This is a genomic window from Pandoraea terrae (genome assembly GCF_902459695.1).
GTDB lineage: Bacteria > Pseudomonadota > Gammaproteobacteria > Burkholderiales > Burkholderiaceae > Pandoraea > Pandoraea terrae.
Map to the genome: position 1 here is coordinate 335310 of NZ_CABPRZ010000003.1, position 13702 is coordinate 349011.

Below are 13702 nucleotides of genomic sequence, written 5' to 3' on the forward strand. Positions count from 1 at the left end.
CGAGAGATGGCGATCGACGAAGACATCACGCTCAGGAAACTGGAAGTGTTCCAGGCGTTCATGAAGCTGGGCAATATGGCGCGGGTGTCGGAAGCGCTCGGTCAGAGCACGGTCAGCGTGCACCGGGCGCTGCACTCGCTGGAGGGGGGCCTTCGCTGTCCGCTGTTCAAGCGCGACGGCCGCAAGCTGATTCCCTTGTCGACGGCGTACGTGTTTCTGGAGCACGCCGAACGCATCTTGCGCGACTGCGAGGACGGCATCCGCCGCACGCGCGAGACGGCCGGCTTCACCGCCACGCGCCTGAAGATCGGCGGGCTCTACTCGATGACGGTGCGCACCATTCCGCAATTGCTCGTCGGGCTGAAGACGCGCCGGTCGTCGCTCGATATCGACCTGACGCTCGGCTCGAACCGGGAACTGCTGCATAAACTGCAGGAGGGCCAGCTGGACGCCATTGTCATCGCATTGAGCGAGCCGCTGCGCAATCCCGACTTGCTCGAGGTGCCGATGTTCGACGATGACATCATGTTCGCGGCGCCGCTCGGCTCACCCTATGCGCAGCATACGAACATCGACTTGCTGGCGTTGCGTGCCGAGCGCTTCGTGTCCCTGAGCGACGAGTTCGCCACCTACCACGACTTCACGAGCGCGTTTGCGCGGGCGGGTTTTGCGCCGGAAATCGCGATGCGGGTGGGGGACATTTTTTCGTTGATGAACCTGGTGAGCAATGGCATCGGGTACGCCTTGCTGCCGCGCCGCGTTGCCGATTTCAGTCCGAAAGTGCAGTTGATCCCGTTGGCTGAGCGCTACGCCATCAGCCAGCACATCGTGCTCGTGATCCAGCGCAAGCGTGAGCGTGATCCGAACCTCCTCGCGCTCTCGGCCGAGTGCCGAATGATCGCCGAACGTTGATCGCTGATCGAGCGCGGCACCCGCTCGCGCTGCGGCGCTTTGCGGATCTCCGCCCCCGGCCGGACGAATACGCTAACATTACTGTCGCAGTAATGAACTGCCGTGCAGGTTGATTGAAGCAGGGTTCGGTTGGCCCTAACGTTGTCTCCAGGATAGTGACGCTCGATCACATACCGACAAAGGAGACGACATGAAAGAGGAGACGCGTTCAGGCAATGGCTTGCAAACCAATGAATGTTCCGAAGGGCGGCGCCAGTTTCTCGTCAAAGGCGGAGCGATCTCAGGCACGATGCTGGGCGCTGCCGCATTCGCAGGAGTGCCTGGTTTGGTAGCGTCATCCAATGCCGGTGCGGCAACGGCAACGCCGACGGGCGCCGCGTCGTCCGATATTGTCTCGATGGATGCCGTGACGCTTTCGCGCGCCATCAAGGCACGCAAGGTTTCCTGCCGTGAAACGATGGCGGCCTATCTCGCGCACATCGAACGAATCAATCCCAAGGTCAATGCGATCGTTGCGCTGCAGGATGGCGATGCATTGCTCAAGCAGGCCGACGCGCGCGACCGCGAGCTTGCGCGCGGCGAATATATGGGCTGGATGCACGGTATGCCGCATGCCGTGAAGGACCTCGCGGCGACGGCAGGCATCAGAACCACCTACGGCTCGCCGCTGTTCAAGGATAACGTCCCCAAGCATGACGATATTTTCGTCGAGCGTATCAAACGCCAGGGGGCGATCCTCATCGGCAAGACGAATACCCCCGAGTTCGGCCTGGGATCGAATTCGTACAACCCGGTCTACGGCACCACGCTCAATGCCTACGATCAAACCCGTATCGCCGGGGGGAGCAGTGGCGGCGCTGCCGTGTCGCTGGCCCTGCACCTCGTGCCGGTGGCCGACGGCAGCGACATGATGGGTTCGTTGCGCAATCCCGCTGCCTATAACAATGTTTACGGTTTTCGCCCTTCCGCGGGTTGCGTGCCGTCGGGTCCCAGCGACGAACTGTTTCTCGGTGACTTGTCCACCAACGGCGCGATGGGCCGTACCGTGACCGACCTCGCGACGCTGCTGTCCACGCAGGCCGGCTACGATCCTCGGGCGCCGCTGTCGATTCAACAGGACCCGGCGCGTTTTGCGGAACCGCTCAAACGCGACTTTCGCGGCACCCGGGTGGGCTGGCTTGGCGACCTCCACGGTTACCTGACGATGGAAGCCGGGGTGCTGGACCTGTGCCGCAGTTCGCTGAAAAATTTCGAGGCGATCGGCTGCAAGGTCGAGGACGCCGATCTGAATTTTTCGCCGCAACGCCTGTGGCAAACCTGGTTGACGCTGCGCCACGCCTCCGTCGCCGGCAGCAAAGGCGATGCCTACAAGGACCCTGCCAAACGCGCGCTGATGAAGCCGGAGCTGATTTGGGAGATCGAAGGCGGCCTGAAGCTCAGCGTGCAGGACTATTTCAAGGCGTCGGCCGACCGCAGCGCCTGGTACAACGCCGTCAACGACCTGTTCAAGCGCTACGATTATCTGCTGCTGCCGACCGCCCAGGTCTTTCCGTTCGATGCCAAGACCCATTGGCCGGCGAGCATTGCCGGAAAGACAATGGACACGTACCACCGCTGGATGGAGGTGGTCACGCCGGTGTCGTTGGCCGGCTGTCCTGCGATGAGCGTTCCGGTCGGCTTTGGCGCGCAAGGCTTGCCGATGGGCGTGCAGATTATCGGCAAGCGCCAGGCGGATCTTGCCGTGCTGCAGCTCTCGTATGCCTATGAGCAAGCGACCCAATGGGTACAGCGCCGTCCACCGGCGTTACTCCGGGCGTAATCGGTACCTGTTGGCCTGAAGCGGAGCATCCTGCCGGGGGAGGGGGGGCGTTGCCGGTCAATGCTGATGCGGGCGCAAGGCGCCGGGTATGCCGCGTTGCGCGGCGCCGCCCGCGGCGAGCCAGGCACGCGTGGCTTCGGCCGCGCGGTCGATCAGGGTGCCGCACTGCCGGTAGTCGTACGGCGATACGTCGAGCGGACACAGCGGCGGCACGACCGCGATATGCACCTGATCCGCCCACCGTTCGAGATCGATGACAAGCTGGCGCGCAACCAACAGGCTCAGCGCATGCATGGCGTGTTCGATCGGCCCGCGCGGCGCGCGGCGCGCAGCACAGGCGAAGCCGGCCGGCAGCACGATGACGCGCTTGGCGCCCAGGCGGACTGCCGTCGAGACGGGGGTGTTGTTGGCGACGCCGCCGTCGATCAGGGCTCTGCCGGCCACCATGACCGGCGGGAACACCCCCGGAATCGCGGTGCTCGCCATGACCGCGTCGACGGCCAGACCGTCCGACATCACGACTTCGTTGCCGGAGTCCATGTCGGTCGCGACGATATGTATCGGCACGCCGGCATCCTCGAGGCGCCTGTCTTCGAAATGCGTACGTAGCAGCTTTCGCAGCGCAACACCGTCGACGAAATGATCTCGCCGGCCGCGTAGGGCCGACAACATTGACAGCCATGACCACGGCATCACATGCTCACGCCGGATACCGCGCCACACCGCTGCCAGTGCCGCTGCGCCGTCGGAATGGGGGGAGAACGCAAAATAGGCGCCGTTGATTGCGCCGGCCGACGCGCCGACGATCAGATCGGGTTTGATGCCAGCAGCCACGAGTTCGCCCAGCATGCCGACCTCGATCGCGCCCAAACTGCCGCCGCCGGCAAACACGAACGCAGTGATATCGTTGGTTCCCATCGCGCCTCCTTGACCTTCAAGGGCAGCCACCGCACACGACATCCGCCGGTGTCATCACAGTCTACGCGTTTTTCTGCTTTAGCCGTTTGGCTGGCAGGTCTCCTCAGACCAGTAGCCGCAGTGCGAGCCCTGCCATACCGCAAAGTTCAAATGCGAGATGGCAATGTGAAATAGCGATCGAATATCGGTATTGTGCCGCTCGCGCAAACTCGCGTTATCACCCCGGAGTCGGGTATTATCCGCGCGGATGCGTCGCACTGAGGTTCGATCCTGGCGGCAATCGAATCTCAACGCATCCGCAGACCTTGCTGCCGGCTTCGATTGACGATTGGGAAGAGAATGTCAGAAGAATTTCACGTACACGGTGCCCACGACCATGTGCTTGAGCACGCGGCCGAAGTTGGACATGCCGACAGCTTTGCGGGCCGCATCGCGGTGATGACGGCCATCCTGTCCACCGCCGGCGCAGTCTTCGGCTACCAGGGCGGCGCGACCCAAAACGAGGCGCTGCTCCTCAAGAACGAAGCGGCCATCCACAAGACCGAAGCGGCCAACCAATGGGCTTACTACCAGGCGAAGGGGCAGAAGCAGGCCATCGCGGAACTGACGGCACAGTTGCCTGGCGTTGATCAGGCAGCCGCCAAGCGGGAGGCGTCGCGCTACGCGGCGGAGAAGGAGGCCATCCGTCAGAAAGCTGAGGCGCAAGAGCAGGAGGCGCGGGCGGCGGATAACGCCAGTGAGCTGGCCGTTCACCGTCATCATCGTTGGGCGCAAGCGATGGTCGCGGTCCAGGTTTCCATCGCGCTTGCGGCAATCACATTGCTTACGCGGCGCAGATGGTTGTACATCGCCTCGTGTGGCGTCGGCGCGCTCGGCGGTGTCCTCGCAGTGCTTTCGGCAATTCACGTCTAAACTGGGAGTGAGACGGCGATCGTGCCGTTGACAAAAACCTCCGATCTGGAAGGGGCGCGACGCGCCCCTTCTTCGTGGTGGACGTGGCACCCTGCCGCGATCGATATGGATGGAGGATGGCATGGACGATCCTTATGACCTTCAACGTTTCATCGACGCGCAGGACCCGGTGTACGCGCAGGTATGCGATGAACTGCGCGACGGGCATAAGCGGAGCCACTGGATGTGGTTCGTGTTTCCGCAGATTCAGGGACTCGGGGGAAGCGCAATGGCGCAGCGATTCGCGATTGCTTCGCTGGAAGAGGCCGAGGCCTATCTGCGCCATCCCATACTCGGCGAGCGGCTGCGGGAGTGCACGCGGCTGGTCAACCTCGTCGAAGGGCGATCGATCGAAGCGATTTTCGGATATCCGGATTTTCTGAAGTTTCGTTCGTCGATGAGCTTGTTCTCGCGTGCCGCCCGCGACAACGACGTATTCACGCAGGCTTTGCAAAAGTACTTCGATGGCGTACCGGATCCGCTGACGTTGCAGCGGGTCTGAGTTACCTTTGGCGCGCCGCCGAGCCTTGCGAGCCGGAGGCGGCGCGTAGCCGAGCGCCTGCTATCTCCATTTCTTTCCAAGATCCTCGAGCCCGGCTTTTTGGATGTCTTCCGGGAGCATCACGACGCGAAATTCGCAGTCGGCATTGAATTTCAGAAACCAGGGTTCTGCCAGCGCGGGAACTCCCGACGGATCGTCGAGATTCACGATGAGTACTGCGCCGCGTGTGCCGTTCTGTTCGGTAAAGTAGGCGGCCTCGGGCTTTATCTCGTCGAGTATCTTCGCCATCACGTCTCCGATCGTGCCTTCGCGCACAAAAGTGTTGAATGGCTCGTGGGGAATCCGTATGTTGAGAAGCATGCGCATGATCATCCTCCTGGTGGGCGCCGAAACGGCCTCTTAAGGATAGATGCTTTGCGCAGGTTCCCAAGGTATTCTGCACGCATTGAACCGGACGGTCACATGCCCGGCGACTGACGGGTTCGCAAGCAGCCCGGCAGGTCTTCCATTTGCCGTTCGTTGCTGATTCCCTGAAAACGCATCTTCGCGCCTATTCGGGGTAGGATTGCGGCAGACAGCATGCCACGTCCGAGCATGCGCGTTCTTCCAGGAGACGAACTTGCCAAGTCTAATACCTGACGTCGATCCCGATGGGCTTCTCGAATACTCCGTTGTCTACACCGACCGCGCGATAAACCATATGTCGCAGGCCTTCCAGGGTGTGATGCGAGATATTTCAGGCATATTGAAGCAAGTCTATAACGCTCGCTCGGCCGTGATCGTTCCCGGCAGCGGCACCTTCGGCATGGAAGCGGTGGCGCGGCAGTTTGCGACGGGCAAGCAATGTCTTGTCATCCGCAACGGATGGTTCAGTTTCCGCTGGAGCCAGATTTTCGAGATGGGTGGCATTCCTTCCGGTGCGCAAGTGCTCAAGGCGCGCCCGGTGACGGACGGCAGGCAAGCGGCCTTCGCCCCGCCGCCGATTGAGGAGGTGGTTGCCGCGATAAAGGCAAGCAAACCGGATGTGGTATTCGCGCCTCACGTCGAAACCGCGTCCGGCATCATCCTCCCCGATGCGTATATACGCGCGGCCGCCGACGCGGTGCACGCCGTGGGTGGACTCTTTGTATTGGATTGCATCGCGTCCGGCACGCTCTGGGTCGACATGCAGGCGACTGGCGTGGATATCCTGATCAGCGCACCGCAAAAGGGCTGGAGCGCGTCGCCGTGTTGCGCCATGGTAATGCTGAGCCCCTTGGCGCGGGAAAGGATCGATGCCACCATCAGCACCAGCTTCGCCTGCGATTTGCGCAAGTGGCTGCAGATCATGGAGACCTACGAGCAAGGCGGCTTTGCCTATCATGCCACCATGCCCACCGATGCCTTGGCGGTCCTGCGTAACGTGATGCAGGAGACAGCGGCGTACGGCTTCGACAAAGTCCGTGCGGAGCAACTGGCGCTAGGAGAGAAGGTGCGCGCACTGCTGGCCGCAAAAGGTTTCAGGAGCGTGGCGGCGAAAGGCTTCGAGGCGCCGGGCGTGATCGTCAGCTATACCGACGACGACGCCATCCAGTCGGGCAAGAAATTTGCGGCGGCGGGACTGCAAGTCGCGGCGGGCGTTCCGCTGAAGTGCGACGAGCCGGACGATTTCAAGACCTTTCGCATCGGGCTGTTCGGCCTGGACAAGTTGCATAACATCGATCGTACGGTGGGAAGCCTGGAAAAGGTGCTCAACGGGATCGCGTAAGGGGCTCGGCCGCGAAGCGGAAGTGTTGCAACACGGAAATTCTCGGCCGGGCGTCAAATGAAGCCGGAAATCCGGCGATAACTTGACTACAATTCGAAGGATCAGGCGCCATCGTGCCGTCCGCGGCGGCGTACCCTGATGCACCCACCCCATGGAGGCTGAAGATGTCGATTCGTATTGGCGAAGATGCGCCCGATTTCACTGCTGAGACCACCGAAGGGACAATCCGTTTTCACGAGTGGATCGGCGATCAATGGGCGATCCTGTTCTCGCATCCGAAAGATTTCACGCCCGTTTGCACGACTGAACTCGGGTACCTGGCCAAGCTCAAACCGGAGTTCGACAAGCGCAATACCAAGATCATCGGCCTTAGCGTAGATCCCGTCAGCGACCACCAGAAATGGGTAAAGGATATTGAAGAAACGCAGGGAAAGGCCGTCAACTACCCGCTGATTGGCGATGACGACCTGAAGGTCGCGAAGCTTTATGACATGATCCACCCGAACGCAAGCGGCGGGCCGCGCACTGCAGTGGACAACGCGACGGTGCGCTCGGTATTCCTTGTCGGGCCCGACAAGAAGGTCAAGGCGATGCTCGTGTATCCGATGAGCGCGGGCCGCAATTTCGACGAGGTGCTGCGCCTGCTCGATGCGCTGCAACTGAACGCGAAACACACGGTGGCTACGCCGGTGAACTGGAAGCCCGGCGAAGATGTCATCATTCCGACATCGGTTTCTGACGATGCCGCGAAAGAGAAATATCCGCAAGGGTTCAAGACGTTGAAGCCGTACCTGCGGTACGTGCAACAGCCAAAGTAACGCAGCCCGCAGATGCGCGACGGAGCACGCGTGTGTTGATCTTCCGGCAATTATTCGACCAGCAGTCGTCCACCTACACGTATCTTCTCGCCGATAGTGCAACGGGGGATGCGGTGCTGGTCGATCCGGTTTTCGAACAGGTGCGCCGGGATATGGCACTGATCGAAGAACTTCGATTGCGCTTGCTATATACCATCGATACCCACGTCCACGCCGATCACGTGACCGGCGCGTGGCTGCTCAAGCGGCGCATGGGCAGCCAGATCGCGATATCGGCGGCAAGCGGTGCGCAAGGCGCGGACCGCTACCTGCAGCACGGCGACCGGTGTGTGTTTGGCTCGCGGCATCTTGAGGTTCGTGCGACACCGGGTCATACGAATGGGTGTATCACCCTCGTGCTCGACGATGAGCGCATGGCGTTGACCGGTGATTGCCTGTTGATCCGTGGTACGGGCAGGACGGACTTCCAGCGGGGCGACGCGCACGCCATGTTCCAGGCGATTCACCTCCAGATTTTCACGCTGCCCGAAACGTGCCTGCTTTACCCGGCGCACGATTATCGTGGCCTGACCGTCACGAGTGTGGGCGAGGAGCGGCGTTTCAACCCGCGCCTCGGCGGTCAACTCAGCGAGGGCGATTTCACCGGATACATGACGAACCTGCGCTTGCCGCATCCGCGGCAGATTGACGTGGCGGTGCCGGCGAACCTGAAATGCGGCGCCGCCACAGAAGATCCCGCGCAGCTTGCCGATCCCGGCTGGGCGCCCCTGACGTATACGTTCGCGGGCATCTGGGAAATCCATCCGCAGTGGCTCGAGGAAAATTACCATTCGGTGCAGATCGTCGACGTGCGTGAGCCCGACGAATTCGAGGGGCCGTTGGGACGCATCCCCGAAGCCAGGCTGATCTCCCTGGGCGACCTGGCTGGCCGCGTTTCCGAGCTCGCGCAAGATCGCCCCATCGTGACAGTCTGCCGGGCCGGCGGACGTTCAGCCCAAGCCACGGTCATTTTGCGGCAGGCAGGCTTTGAGGCTGTCGCCAACCTCGCCGGTGGCATGCTCCGATGGCGTGCGGAAGGCCGTGTCGTGGAAAACGGTAGCTCCTAGTCCTCGGCTTGCCTTGATCGAGTGCGCGGCACAACCGCTATTCCTTCGTTGTGCCGCGCTTTCTTTTGGCGTAGGCCGCTACGCTCACGCGCATCACTTGCGCGCAATCGGCGGCGTTTGTCCCTGCGGTCCCTGCTGTCCTTGCGGCGCCTGCGTCGTCTTCGTCCACCCGCCGCCTAGCGCCTTGTACAGCGAGACCTGGTTCGTCTCTCTGGCCAGCCGCAGGGTGACGAGCGCCTGCTGCGCAGTGAACAGCGACCGCTGCGCATCCTGCTCGGCGAAGTAGTCGTCGATCCCTGCGCGAAAGCGCATCTGCGACAGGTGGTAGGTTTCCTGCGTGTGCTCGACCAGCTTTTCCTGCGCCTTGACCTGCCGGTCGAGCGTGCCGCGCGAGGCCAGTCCGTCCGCCACCTCGCGGAACGCGGTCTGGATCGTCTTTTCATAGTTGGCGATATTGATGTCCTTGCGCACGTTCGCCAGATCGAGATTGGCCCGGTTGCTGCCCGCGTTGAAGATCGGCAGCGAGATTTGCGGCGAAAATAGCCACGCGGCCGTGCCGGCGCTGAACAATCCCGCCAGCGTCGCGCTGGCCAGTCCGAGTTGCCCGGTGAGGCTGATGGTCGGGAAAAATGCCGCCCGCGCAGCCCCGATGTTCGCGTTGGCCGCCTTGAGCTGATGCTCGGCCGCGATGATGTCCGGGCGATGCAACAGCAAGTCCGACGGCAAGCCGCCGGGCAAATCCGCCAGCATGCGCTGGCCGTCCGGCGCATTGGCCGCAATGGCCGAGGGCGGCACCGGCCCGCCGATCAGCAGCGCCAGCGCATTCTCGTCCTTCGCCACCTGCCGCGTATATTGCTCGACGGCCACTTGCGCAGTATCCACCTGCGTACTGGCGCGATTCAGGTCGAGCTGCGCGAGCGCCCCGGCGCGCATGCTGCGCTGGACCACCTCGACGCTCTGTTGCTGCCCGTTCAGCGTGTCCTGCGACAACTTCAGCAGCGCCTGGTCCGCCTGAAATGTCAGGTACGCATTGGCCACCTCGGCGACCAGGCTGATCTGCGCGCTGCGGTGTGCCTCCTCCGTCGCCAGATACTGCTCCAGCGCGTCGTGCTTGAGGCTGCGCACGCGGCCGAAGAAGTCGAGCTCGAACGCATTGAAGCCGATACCGGCGTCGAACTGGCTGACGACGGACGCCTGGCCGGGCAGCCGCACGTCGGACGGCAGATGCTGAGTTGTCTCGCCGGCTGTCGCATTGATCGCCGGGAACTGGGCCGCGCGCCGGATACGATAGGCGGCGCGAGCCGCATCGATTGACAGCGCCGTCATGCGCAAGTCGCGGTTGTTGGCCAGCGCCAGTTCGATCAACTGCTTGAGCCGGGCGTCGACGAAGAAATCCTGCCAGCCGATATCGGCTGCCGACTGACCTGGCGCACCGCTGACGTTGGCGCCATTGCCCTTGCCGTTCGCGCCCGCTGGCGTCGTCTGGTAGGCCGGGCCGGTCGGAAATGCCGGTGGCACGGGCGCGGCGGGCCGCTGATAGGCCGGCTCGAGTGAACAGGCGGCCAGCAGGCCGGCGAGGAGAAGCGGAAGACGGGTACGATCCATGGCAAAGTCCGTGGCAGTCATTGAGCAAGTTGGGCGGGGCGCCGGACGCGTTACCCGGAGAAAGCCCGCGTGAGCAGGCGCGACAGGGCCATGCGCGGGCGGGCCCGGCTTGCGACGTTGGCCGGCGGCGCGCAGAACAGCGCGCGGATGATCCGATGGCGCATGGCCATGTCGAGCTGCAATTCAAGGCCGATCAACTCGCCGTCACGGCGCGCGATGCGGCATGGCATCCAGCCGAGCGAGGCAATCCATACCTCGCCGTCATGGTGTGCGTCGACGACGTGCGCATGCCGGCTGAGTACGGCGACGCCGTTGCAGGAAAGATCGTGTGTCATGCCGCCGACCTCGCGCCCGCCGATGCGCACCTTCGCTTCCTCGCGAAACGGGAAGCGCTCTTCCCGGCGCGGGCGGGGCAGTTCCACGCAGATCAGCAGCGACGCCAGATACAGCACCAGCGAGAGCGCGGTCCACACGGTATTGAAGGCCAGTCCCGGCGCCGACATGTCGCTGGCGAACGTCCGTATCAGCCCGAGGGCGGACAGCACGATCAGGCTCATGTAGAACATTGCGAGCTTGCCGTGCACGACGAGCCTGGAGCGGTCGAGCCCCTTGTTGGTGACCTTGAACGGCCGGCCGAACGGTTTGAAGATCGCGCTGACAAGCGTCGCGGACACCGTCAGCGCCGAGGCAATCTGCGTCACCTCGGAGAACACCGGCATGACACGCGCGCCAGTCACCCAGATGCTGTAGCCCCAGAACGCGACCAGCGCCGGCAACCCGTACGCGACGAAATGCAGCGGCTCGCTGTAGAGCGTCGGGATATCGAAATACCAGTACAGCAGCGGCGCGACCAGAAGCATCACCGTGAACGGCCGGCTGAGCCAAAGCAGCAGGCCGTGGATGTAATGCAGCCTTTGGGTGAAGGAGTAGCCGCGCCCGCGCAATGGACCGTCGGCCGTCAAAGCCACCTGGATCGTGCCAAGGCCCCAGCGGCTGCGCTGGCTGATGAACTCCGGCAAGCCCTCGGCGGACAGGCCCACGCTCAGGCGTTCGTTGAGCCAGCGCGTGATGTAGCCGCGCGGCATCAGGCGGTAGCTCAGGTGAATATCTTCGGTGACCGTGCCGGTCGGGAAGCCGCCGATCTCATTGACGGCGTCGCGCCGCACCACGAACGACGTGCCGATGCAGAACGCCGTGCCCCAGGCGTCCTTGGCCGGCTGCACCACATCGAAGAACGCGCGCTGGTCGTCGACCCAGCACTCGGTCGAGCGCAGGTTGTACTGAATCGGGTCGGCATTGTAGTAGAACTGCGGGGTCTGCACGACGCCGACTTTCGGATCGTCGAAGAACCCCATGATGCGCATCAGAATATTGCGCCGCGGTGCGAAGTCGGCATCGAGGACCATGATGAACGGGGCGTTGCTCAGGCGCGCCGTATGCTGCAGACCGTTGTTGAGGTTGCCCGCCTTGGCGTGCGTGTTGTTTTCCCGGGTCACGTAGCCGGCGCCGACCTGCTCGCAAAATTCCTTGAGCCAGACACGGCGGGTGTCGTCGAGGACCCAGACGTGGAAGTTCGGATAGTCGATGGCCAGTGCCGAGACGATCGTCTTTTCGAGAATGTCGAGGCCTTCGTTATAGGTCGCAATGAAGATGTCGACGGCCGGCAAGTCGTCGCGGCGCCGCAGCCTGGCTTCGGCGCGGTCGGCCGTCGCCGTGTAGTCGGTCGAGCGCGTCAGCACGACGATCGACAGCAGCGTGTACGTGATCGCCACGGTCTCGAAGGCGAAGAAGACATAGGCCCAGAGGCTCGCGGCGCCGAACTCGAATGCCGGCAGCGTCCAGTTGACACGCCAGCCGAGGTAGATCACCAGGATCGCCGCGGTGACGCCGCCAAACAGCATGCGGTCGAGCGCGCGCTTCCGGTCACCGAGCATGCCGAGCAACAGGACGATGGACAAGGTGGCGAGATTGATCGCAATGAGCGTCTGGTCATCGAAATACAGTGTGTACATGGGTCATTCCCTCGATGGCGCGGCCTCGCGAGGCGCCGCTGTGCGGTTGGGCTGAAACGGATTCCAGTTGGCCGCGGCGAGCACTGCCCAGGCCGTCGCACCGAGGTGCGGCAAGTGGAAGTAGAAGAAGTCGGGTGTCTTTGACTTCGGGCCGATGGAAAGCCCGGTGCGGATGCGCGGCTCCGGCGTTGCGTACAGCAGCCCCGACGGCGCCCGTTGGCTTTGCAGCAGTGGCCATAGCGGGTTCGCGTCGTCGGCATGGCCGGTCGCCTGCAACACGAAGGCCGCCTGCGCGGTGCCCTCGGTCCACACGCCGTCGGGATTCGCATTGAAGCCGTAACCGCCGCCCGTGCGGTGCCGCGTGTTCGCCCAGTCGATCGCCGCGCGCCATTGCTGCGGTGGATGGTCCACGGCAATGAGCGGCCATAGCACGGCATCGATGGCCGACGGCCCGCTGTTCGGCGTGTGTCCGTCTTCGCCGGTGCCGATGATGAAACGGCCTTCGCCCGGCTGCCACATGGCCGTCACGAATGTCCGCGCGCGCGCCGCGGGCTCGCGCCAGCGGGCGTCGCCGGTTGCCCGCGCGAGCCATTGAAACGCGGCATAGGTGTCGACGTTGTGCTCGGTCGACTTCCATGTCTGGCGAATCGGATTGGGCTCCTCACCGAAGAAGCCGCCGATGTATCCCGCCGGCGGCGTGGCATCGTAGACGTTGCCCGCCACCCAGCCCATCGCCTTGGCGGCGGTGTCCAGATAGCGGCGCTCGCCCGTGGCGTCGTAGACCGTCAACAGCATGAGTGCGGCCCACGCGACGTTGCCGGTCGCGGTGCCGGTCTGGTATTCGTCCTCGAACCAGCGTTGGCTCGGCGCGTCCCACCAACCCGGCAACGCAAGCGGGCCGGGGCCCACGACGCCGCCGCGATAAGCGTTGCGCAGGCGGCCGTCATGATAGTGCCGATCGCGGTCAACCGCGGCGACGGCGGCATCAGCAATGCGGCGCGCGTCATCCACGCGATGGCAGGCGACCAGCGCAATGCCGGCGAGCGCGTTGTCATAGAGGAACGCCGCGTTGCGCAATGCCGGCGGCAACTCGCCCTGAGACGACGCATAGCTTGTCAGCCACAGCGGTCCCTTGCCGGGGACGGCGGCGACCTGTCCCGCGAGCGCAGCACAGCCGCCGTTCAGGACATCCTGCTGTTGGGGCGACGTCGCGGCGCCCACGGCACTGCTCACGCAAACCATGAGGCAGGCGAATGTCCGGCGGGCGAGCCTGCGGCAGGTGCCGGACGCCGGGGCGCGGCGCAACGCGTCA

The 13702-nt window shown here is 63.5% G+C and carries 12 protein-coding genes; 7 read left to right on the forward strand and 5 right to left on the reverse strand.

Annotated elements, in window-relative coordinates; genetic code table 11:
* The first annotated feature begins 6 nt into the window (after positions 1 to 6).
* Both PTE30175_RS05310 and PTE30175_RS05315 read left to right on the forward strand, forming a co-directional pair.
* Positions 7 to 912: a LysR family transcriptional regulator gene (locus PTE30175_RS05310; protein WP_150696001.1), complete on the forward strand. Its 906-nt coding sequence runs from the start codon at positions 7 to 9 to the stop codon at positions 910 to 912.
* A gap of 190 nt (positions 913 to 1102) precedes the next feature.
* Positions 1103 to 2731 carry an amidase gene (locus tag PTE30175_RS05315; protein ID WP_150696002.1) on the forward strand — a complete coding sequence of 543 codons (1629 nt, stop codon included), beginning with the start codon at positions 1103 to 1105 and terminating at the stop codon, positions 2729 to 2731.
* Positions 2732 to 2788: 57 nt separating this feature from the next.
* On the opposite strand, the gene PTE30175_RS05320 is transcribed toward PTE30175_RS05315, so the two are convergent.
* Entirely contained in the window at positions 2789 to 3649 is an 861-nt protein-coding gene (locus PTE30175_RS05320; protein WP_150696003.1) for a patatin-like phospholipase family protein, read from the reverse strand.
* Positions 3650 to 3988: 339 nt separating this feature from the next.
* Between PTE30175_RS05320 and PTE30175_RS05325 the strand changes: the two genes are divergently transcribed.
* Both PTE30175_RS05325 and PTE30175_RS05330 read left to right on the forward strand, forming a co-directional pair.
* Positions 3989 to 4561, forward strand: a complete 573-nt coding sequence (locus tag PTE30175_RS05325) for a DUF4337 domain-containing protein (protein ID WP_150696004.1) — start codon at positions 3989 to 3991, stop codon at positions 4559 to 4561.
* 121 nt (positions 4562 to 4682) lie between these two features.
* Complete coding sequence (locus PTE30175_RS05330; RefSeq protein WP_150696005.1) at positions 4683 to 5102, forward strand: DUF1810 domain-containing protein; 420 nt, start codon at positions 4683 to 4685, stop codon at positions 5100 to 5102.
* 60 nt (positions 5103 to 5162) lie between these two features.
* Here PTE30175_RS05330 and PTE30175_RS05335 read toward each other — a convergent pair whose 3' ends face one another.
* The gene (locus PTE30175_RS05335; RefSeq protein ID WP_150696006.1) at positions 5163 to 5468 is read right to left on the reverse strand and encodes a panthothenate synthetase; all 306 of its coding nucleotides are present in this window, start codon (positions 5466 to 5468) and stop codon (positions 5163 to 5165) included.
* 253 nt (positions 5469 to 5721) lie between these two features.
* Between PTE30175_RS05335 and PTE30175_RS05340 the strand changes: the two genes are divergently transcribed.
* From PTE30175_RS05340 to PTE30175_RS05350, 3 genes are all read left to right on the forward strand, one after another.
* On the forward strand, positions 5722 to 6849 hold the full coding sequence (locus PTE30175_RS05340; RefSeq protein WP_150696007.1) for an aminotransferase class V-fold PLP-dependent enzyme: 1128 nt from the start codon (positions 5722 to 5724) through the stop codon (positions 6847 to 6849).
* Between the two features lie 164 nt (positions 6850 to 7013).
* Positions 7014 to 7667, forward strand: a complete 654-nt coding sequence (locus PTE30175_RS05345) for a peroxiredoxin (protein ID WP_150696008.1) — start codon at positions 7014 to 7016, stop codon at positions 7665 to 7667.
* 35 nt (positions 7668 to 7702) lie between these two features.
* Positions 7703 to 8773, forward strand: a complete 1071-nt coding sequence (locus tag PTE30175_RS05350) for an MBL fold metallo-hydrolase (RefSeq protein WP_150696082.1) — start codon at positions 7703 to 7705, stop codon at positions 8771 to 8773.
* A gap of 93 nt (positions 8774 to 8866) precedes the next feature.
* On the opposite strand, the gene PTE30175_RS05355 is transcribed toward PTE30175_RS05350, so the two are convergent.
* From PTE30175_RS05355 to PTE30175_RS05365, 3 genes are read right to left on the reverse strand one after another with little or no spacing between them, the layout of a single operon-like run.
* The gene (locus PTE30175_RS05355) at positions 8867 to 10378 is read right to left on the reverse strand and encodes an efflux transporter outer membrane subunit (protein ID WP_150696009.1); all 1512 of its coding nucleotides are present in this window, start codon (positions 10376 to 10378) and stop codon (positions 8867 to 8869) included.
* Between the two features lie 50 nt (positions 10379 to 10428).
* Positions 10429 to 12390, reverse strand: a complete 1962-nt coding sequence (locus PTE30175_RS05360; protein WP_150696010.1) for a glycosyltransferase family 2 protein — start codon at positions 12388 to 12390, stop codon at positions 10429 to 10431.
* Positions 12391 to 12393: 3 nt separating this feature from the next.
* A complete protein-coding gene (locus tag PTE30175_RS05365; protein ID WP_150696011.1) occupies positions 12394 to 13632 on the reverse strand; it encodes a hypothetical protein in 1239 nt (412 codons plus the stop codon).
* Positions 13633 to 13702 lie beyond the last annotated feature (70 nt).

Bases quoted from the DNA above. Each gene is read 5' to 3' on its own strand.
- PTE30175_RS05335 (WP_150696006.1), bottom strand. From the start codon at position 5,468: ATGCGCATGCTTCTCAACATACGGATTCCCCACGAGCCATTCAACACT.
- PTE30175_RS05315 (WP_150696002.1), top strand. From the start codon at position 1,103: ATGAAAGAGGAGACGCGTTCAGGCAATGGCTTGCAAACCAATGAATGT.
- PTE30175_RS05365 (WP_150696011.1), bottom strand. From the start codon at position 13,632: ATGGTTTGCGTGAGCAGTGCCGTGGGCGCCGCGACGTCGCCCCAACAG.
- PTE30175_RS05345 (WP_150696008.1), top strand. From the start codon at position 7,014: ATGTCGATTCGTATTGGCGAAGATGCGCCCGATTTCACTGCTGAGACC.
- PTE30175_RS05325 (WP_150696004.1), top strand. From the start codon at position 3,989: ATGTCAGAAGAATTTCACGTACACGGTGCCCACGACCATGTGCTTGAG.
- PTE30175_RS05330 (WP_150696005.1), top strand. From the start codon at position 4,683: ATGGACGATCCTTATGACCTTCAACGTTTCATCGACGCGCAGGACCCG.
- PTE30175_RS05310 (WP_150696001.1), top strand. From the start codon at position 7: ATGGCGATCGACGAAGACATCACGCTCAGGAAACTGGAAGTGTTCCAG.
- PTE30175_RS05355 (WP_150696009.1), bottom strand. From the start codon at position 10,378: ATGGATCGTACCCGTCTTCCGCTTCTCCTCGCCGGCCTGCTGGCCGCC.
- PTE30175_RS05320 (WP_150696003.1), bottom strand. From the start codon at position 3,649: ATGGGAACCAACGATATCACTGCGTTCGTGTTTGCCGGCGGCGGCAGT.
- PTE30175_RS05360 (WP_150696010.1), bottom strand. From the start codon at position 12,390: ATGTACACACTGTATTTCGATGACCAGACGCTCATTGCGATCAATCTC.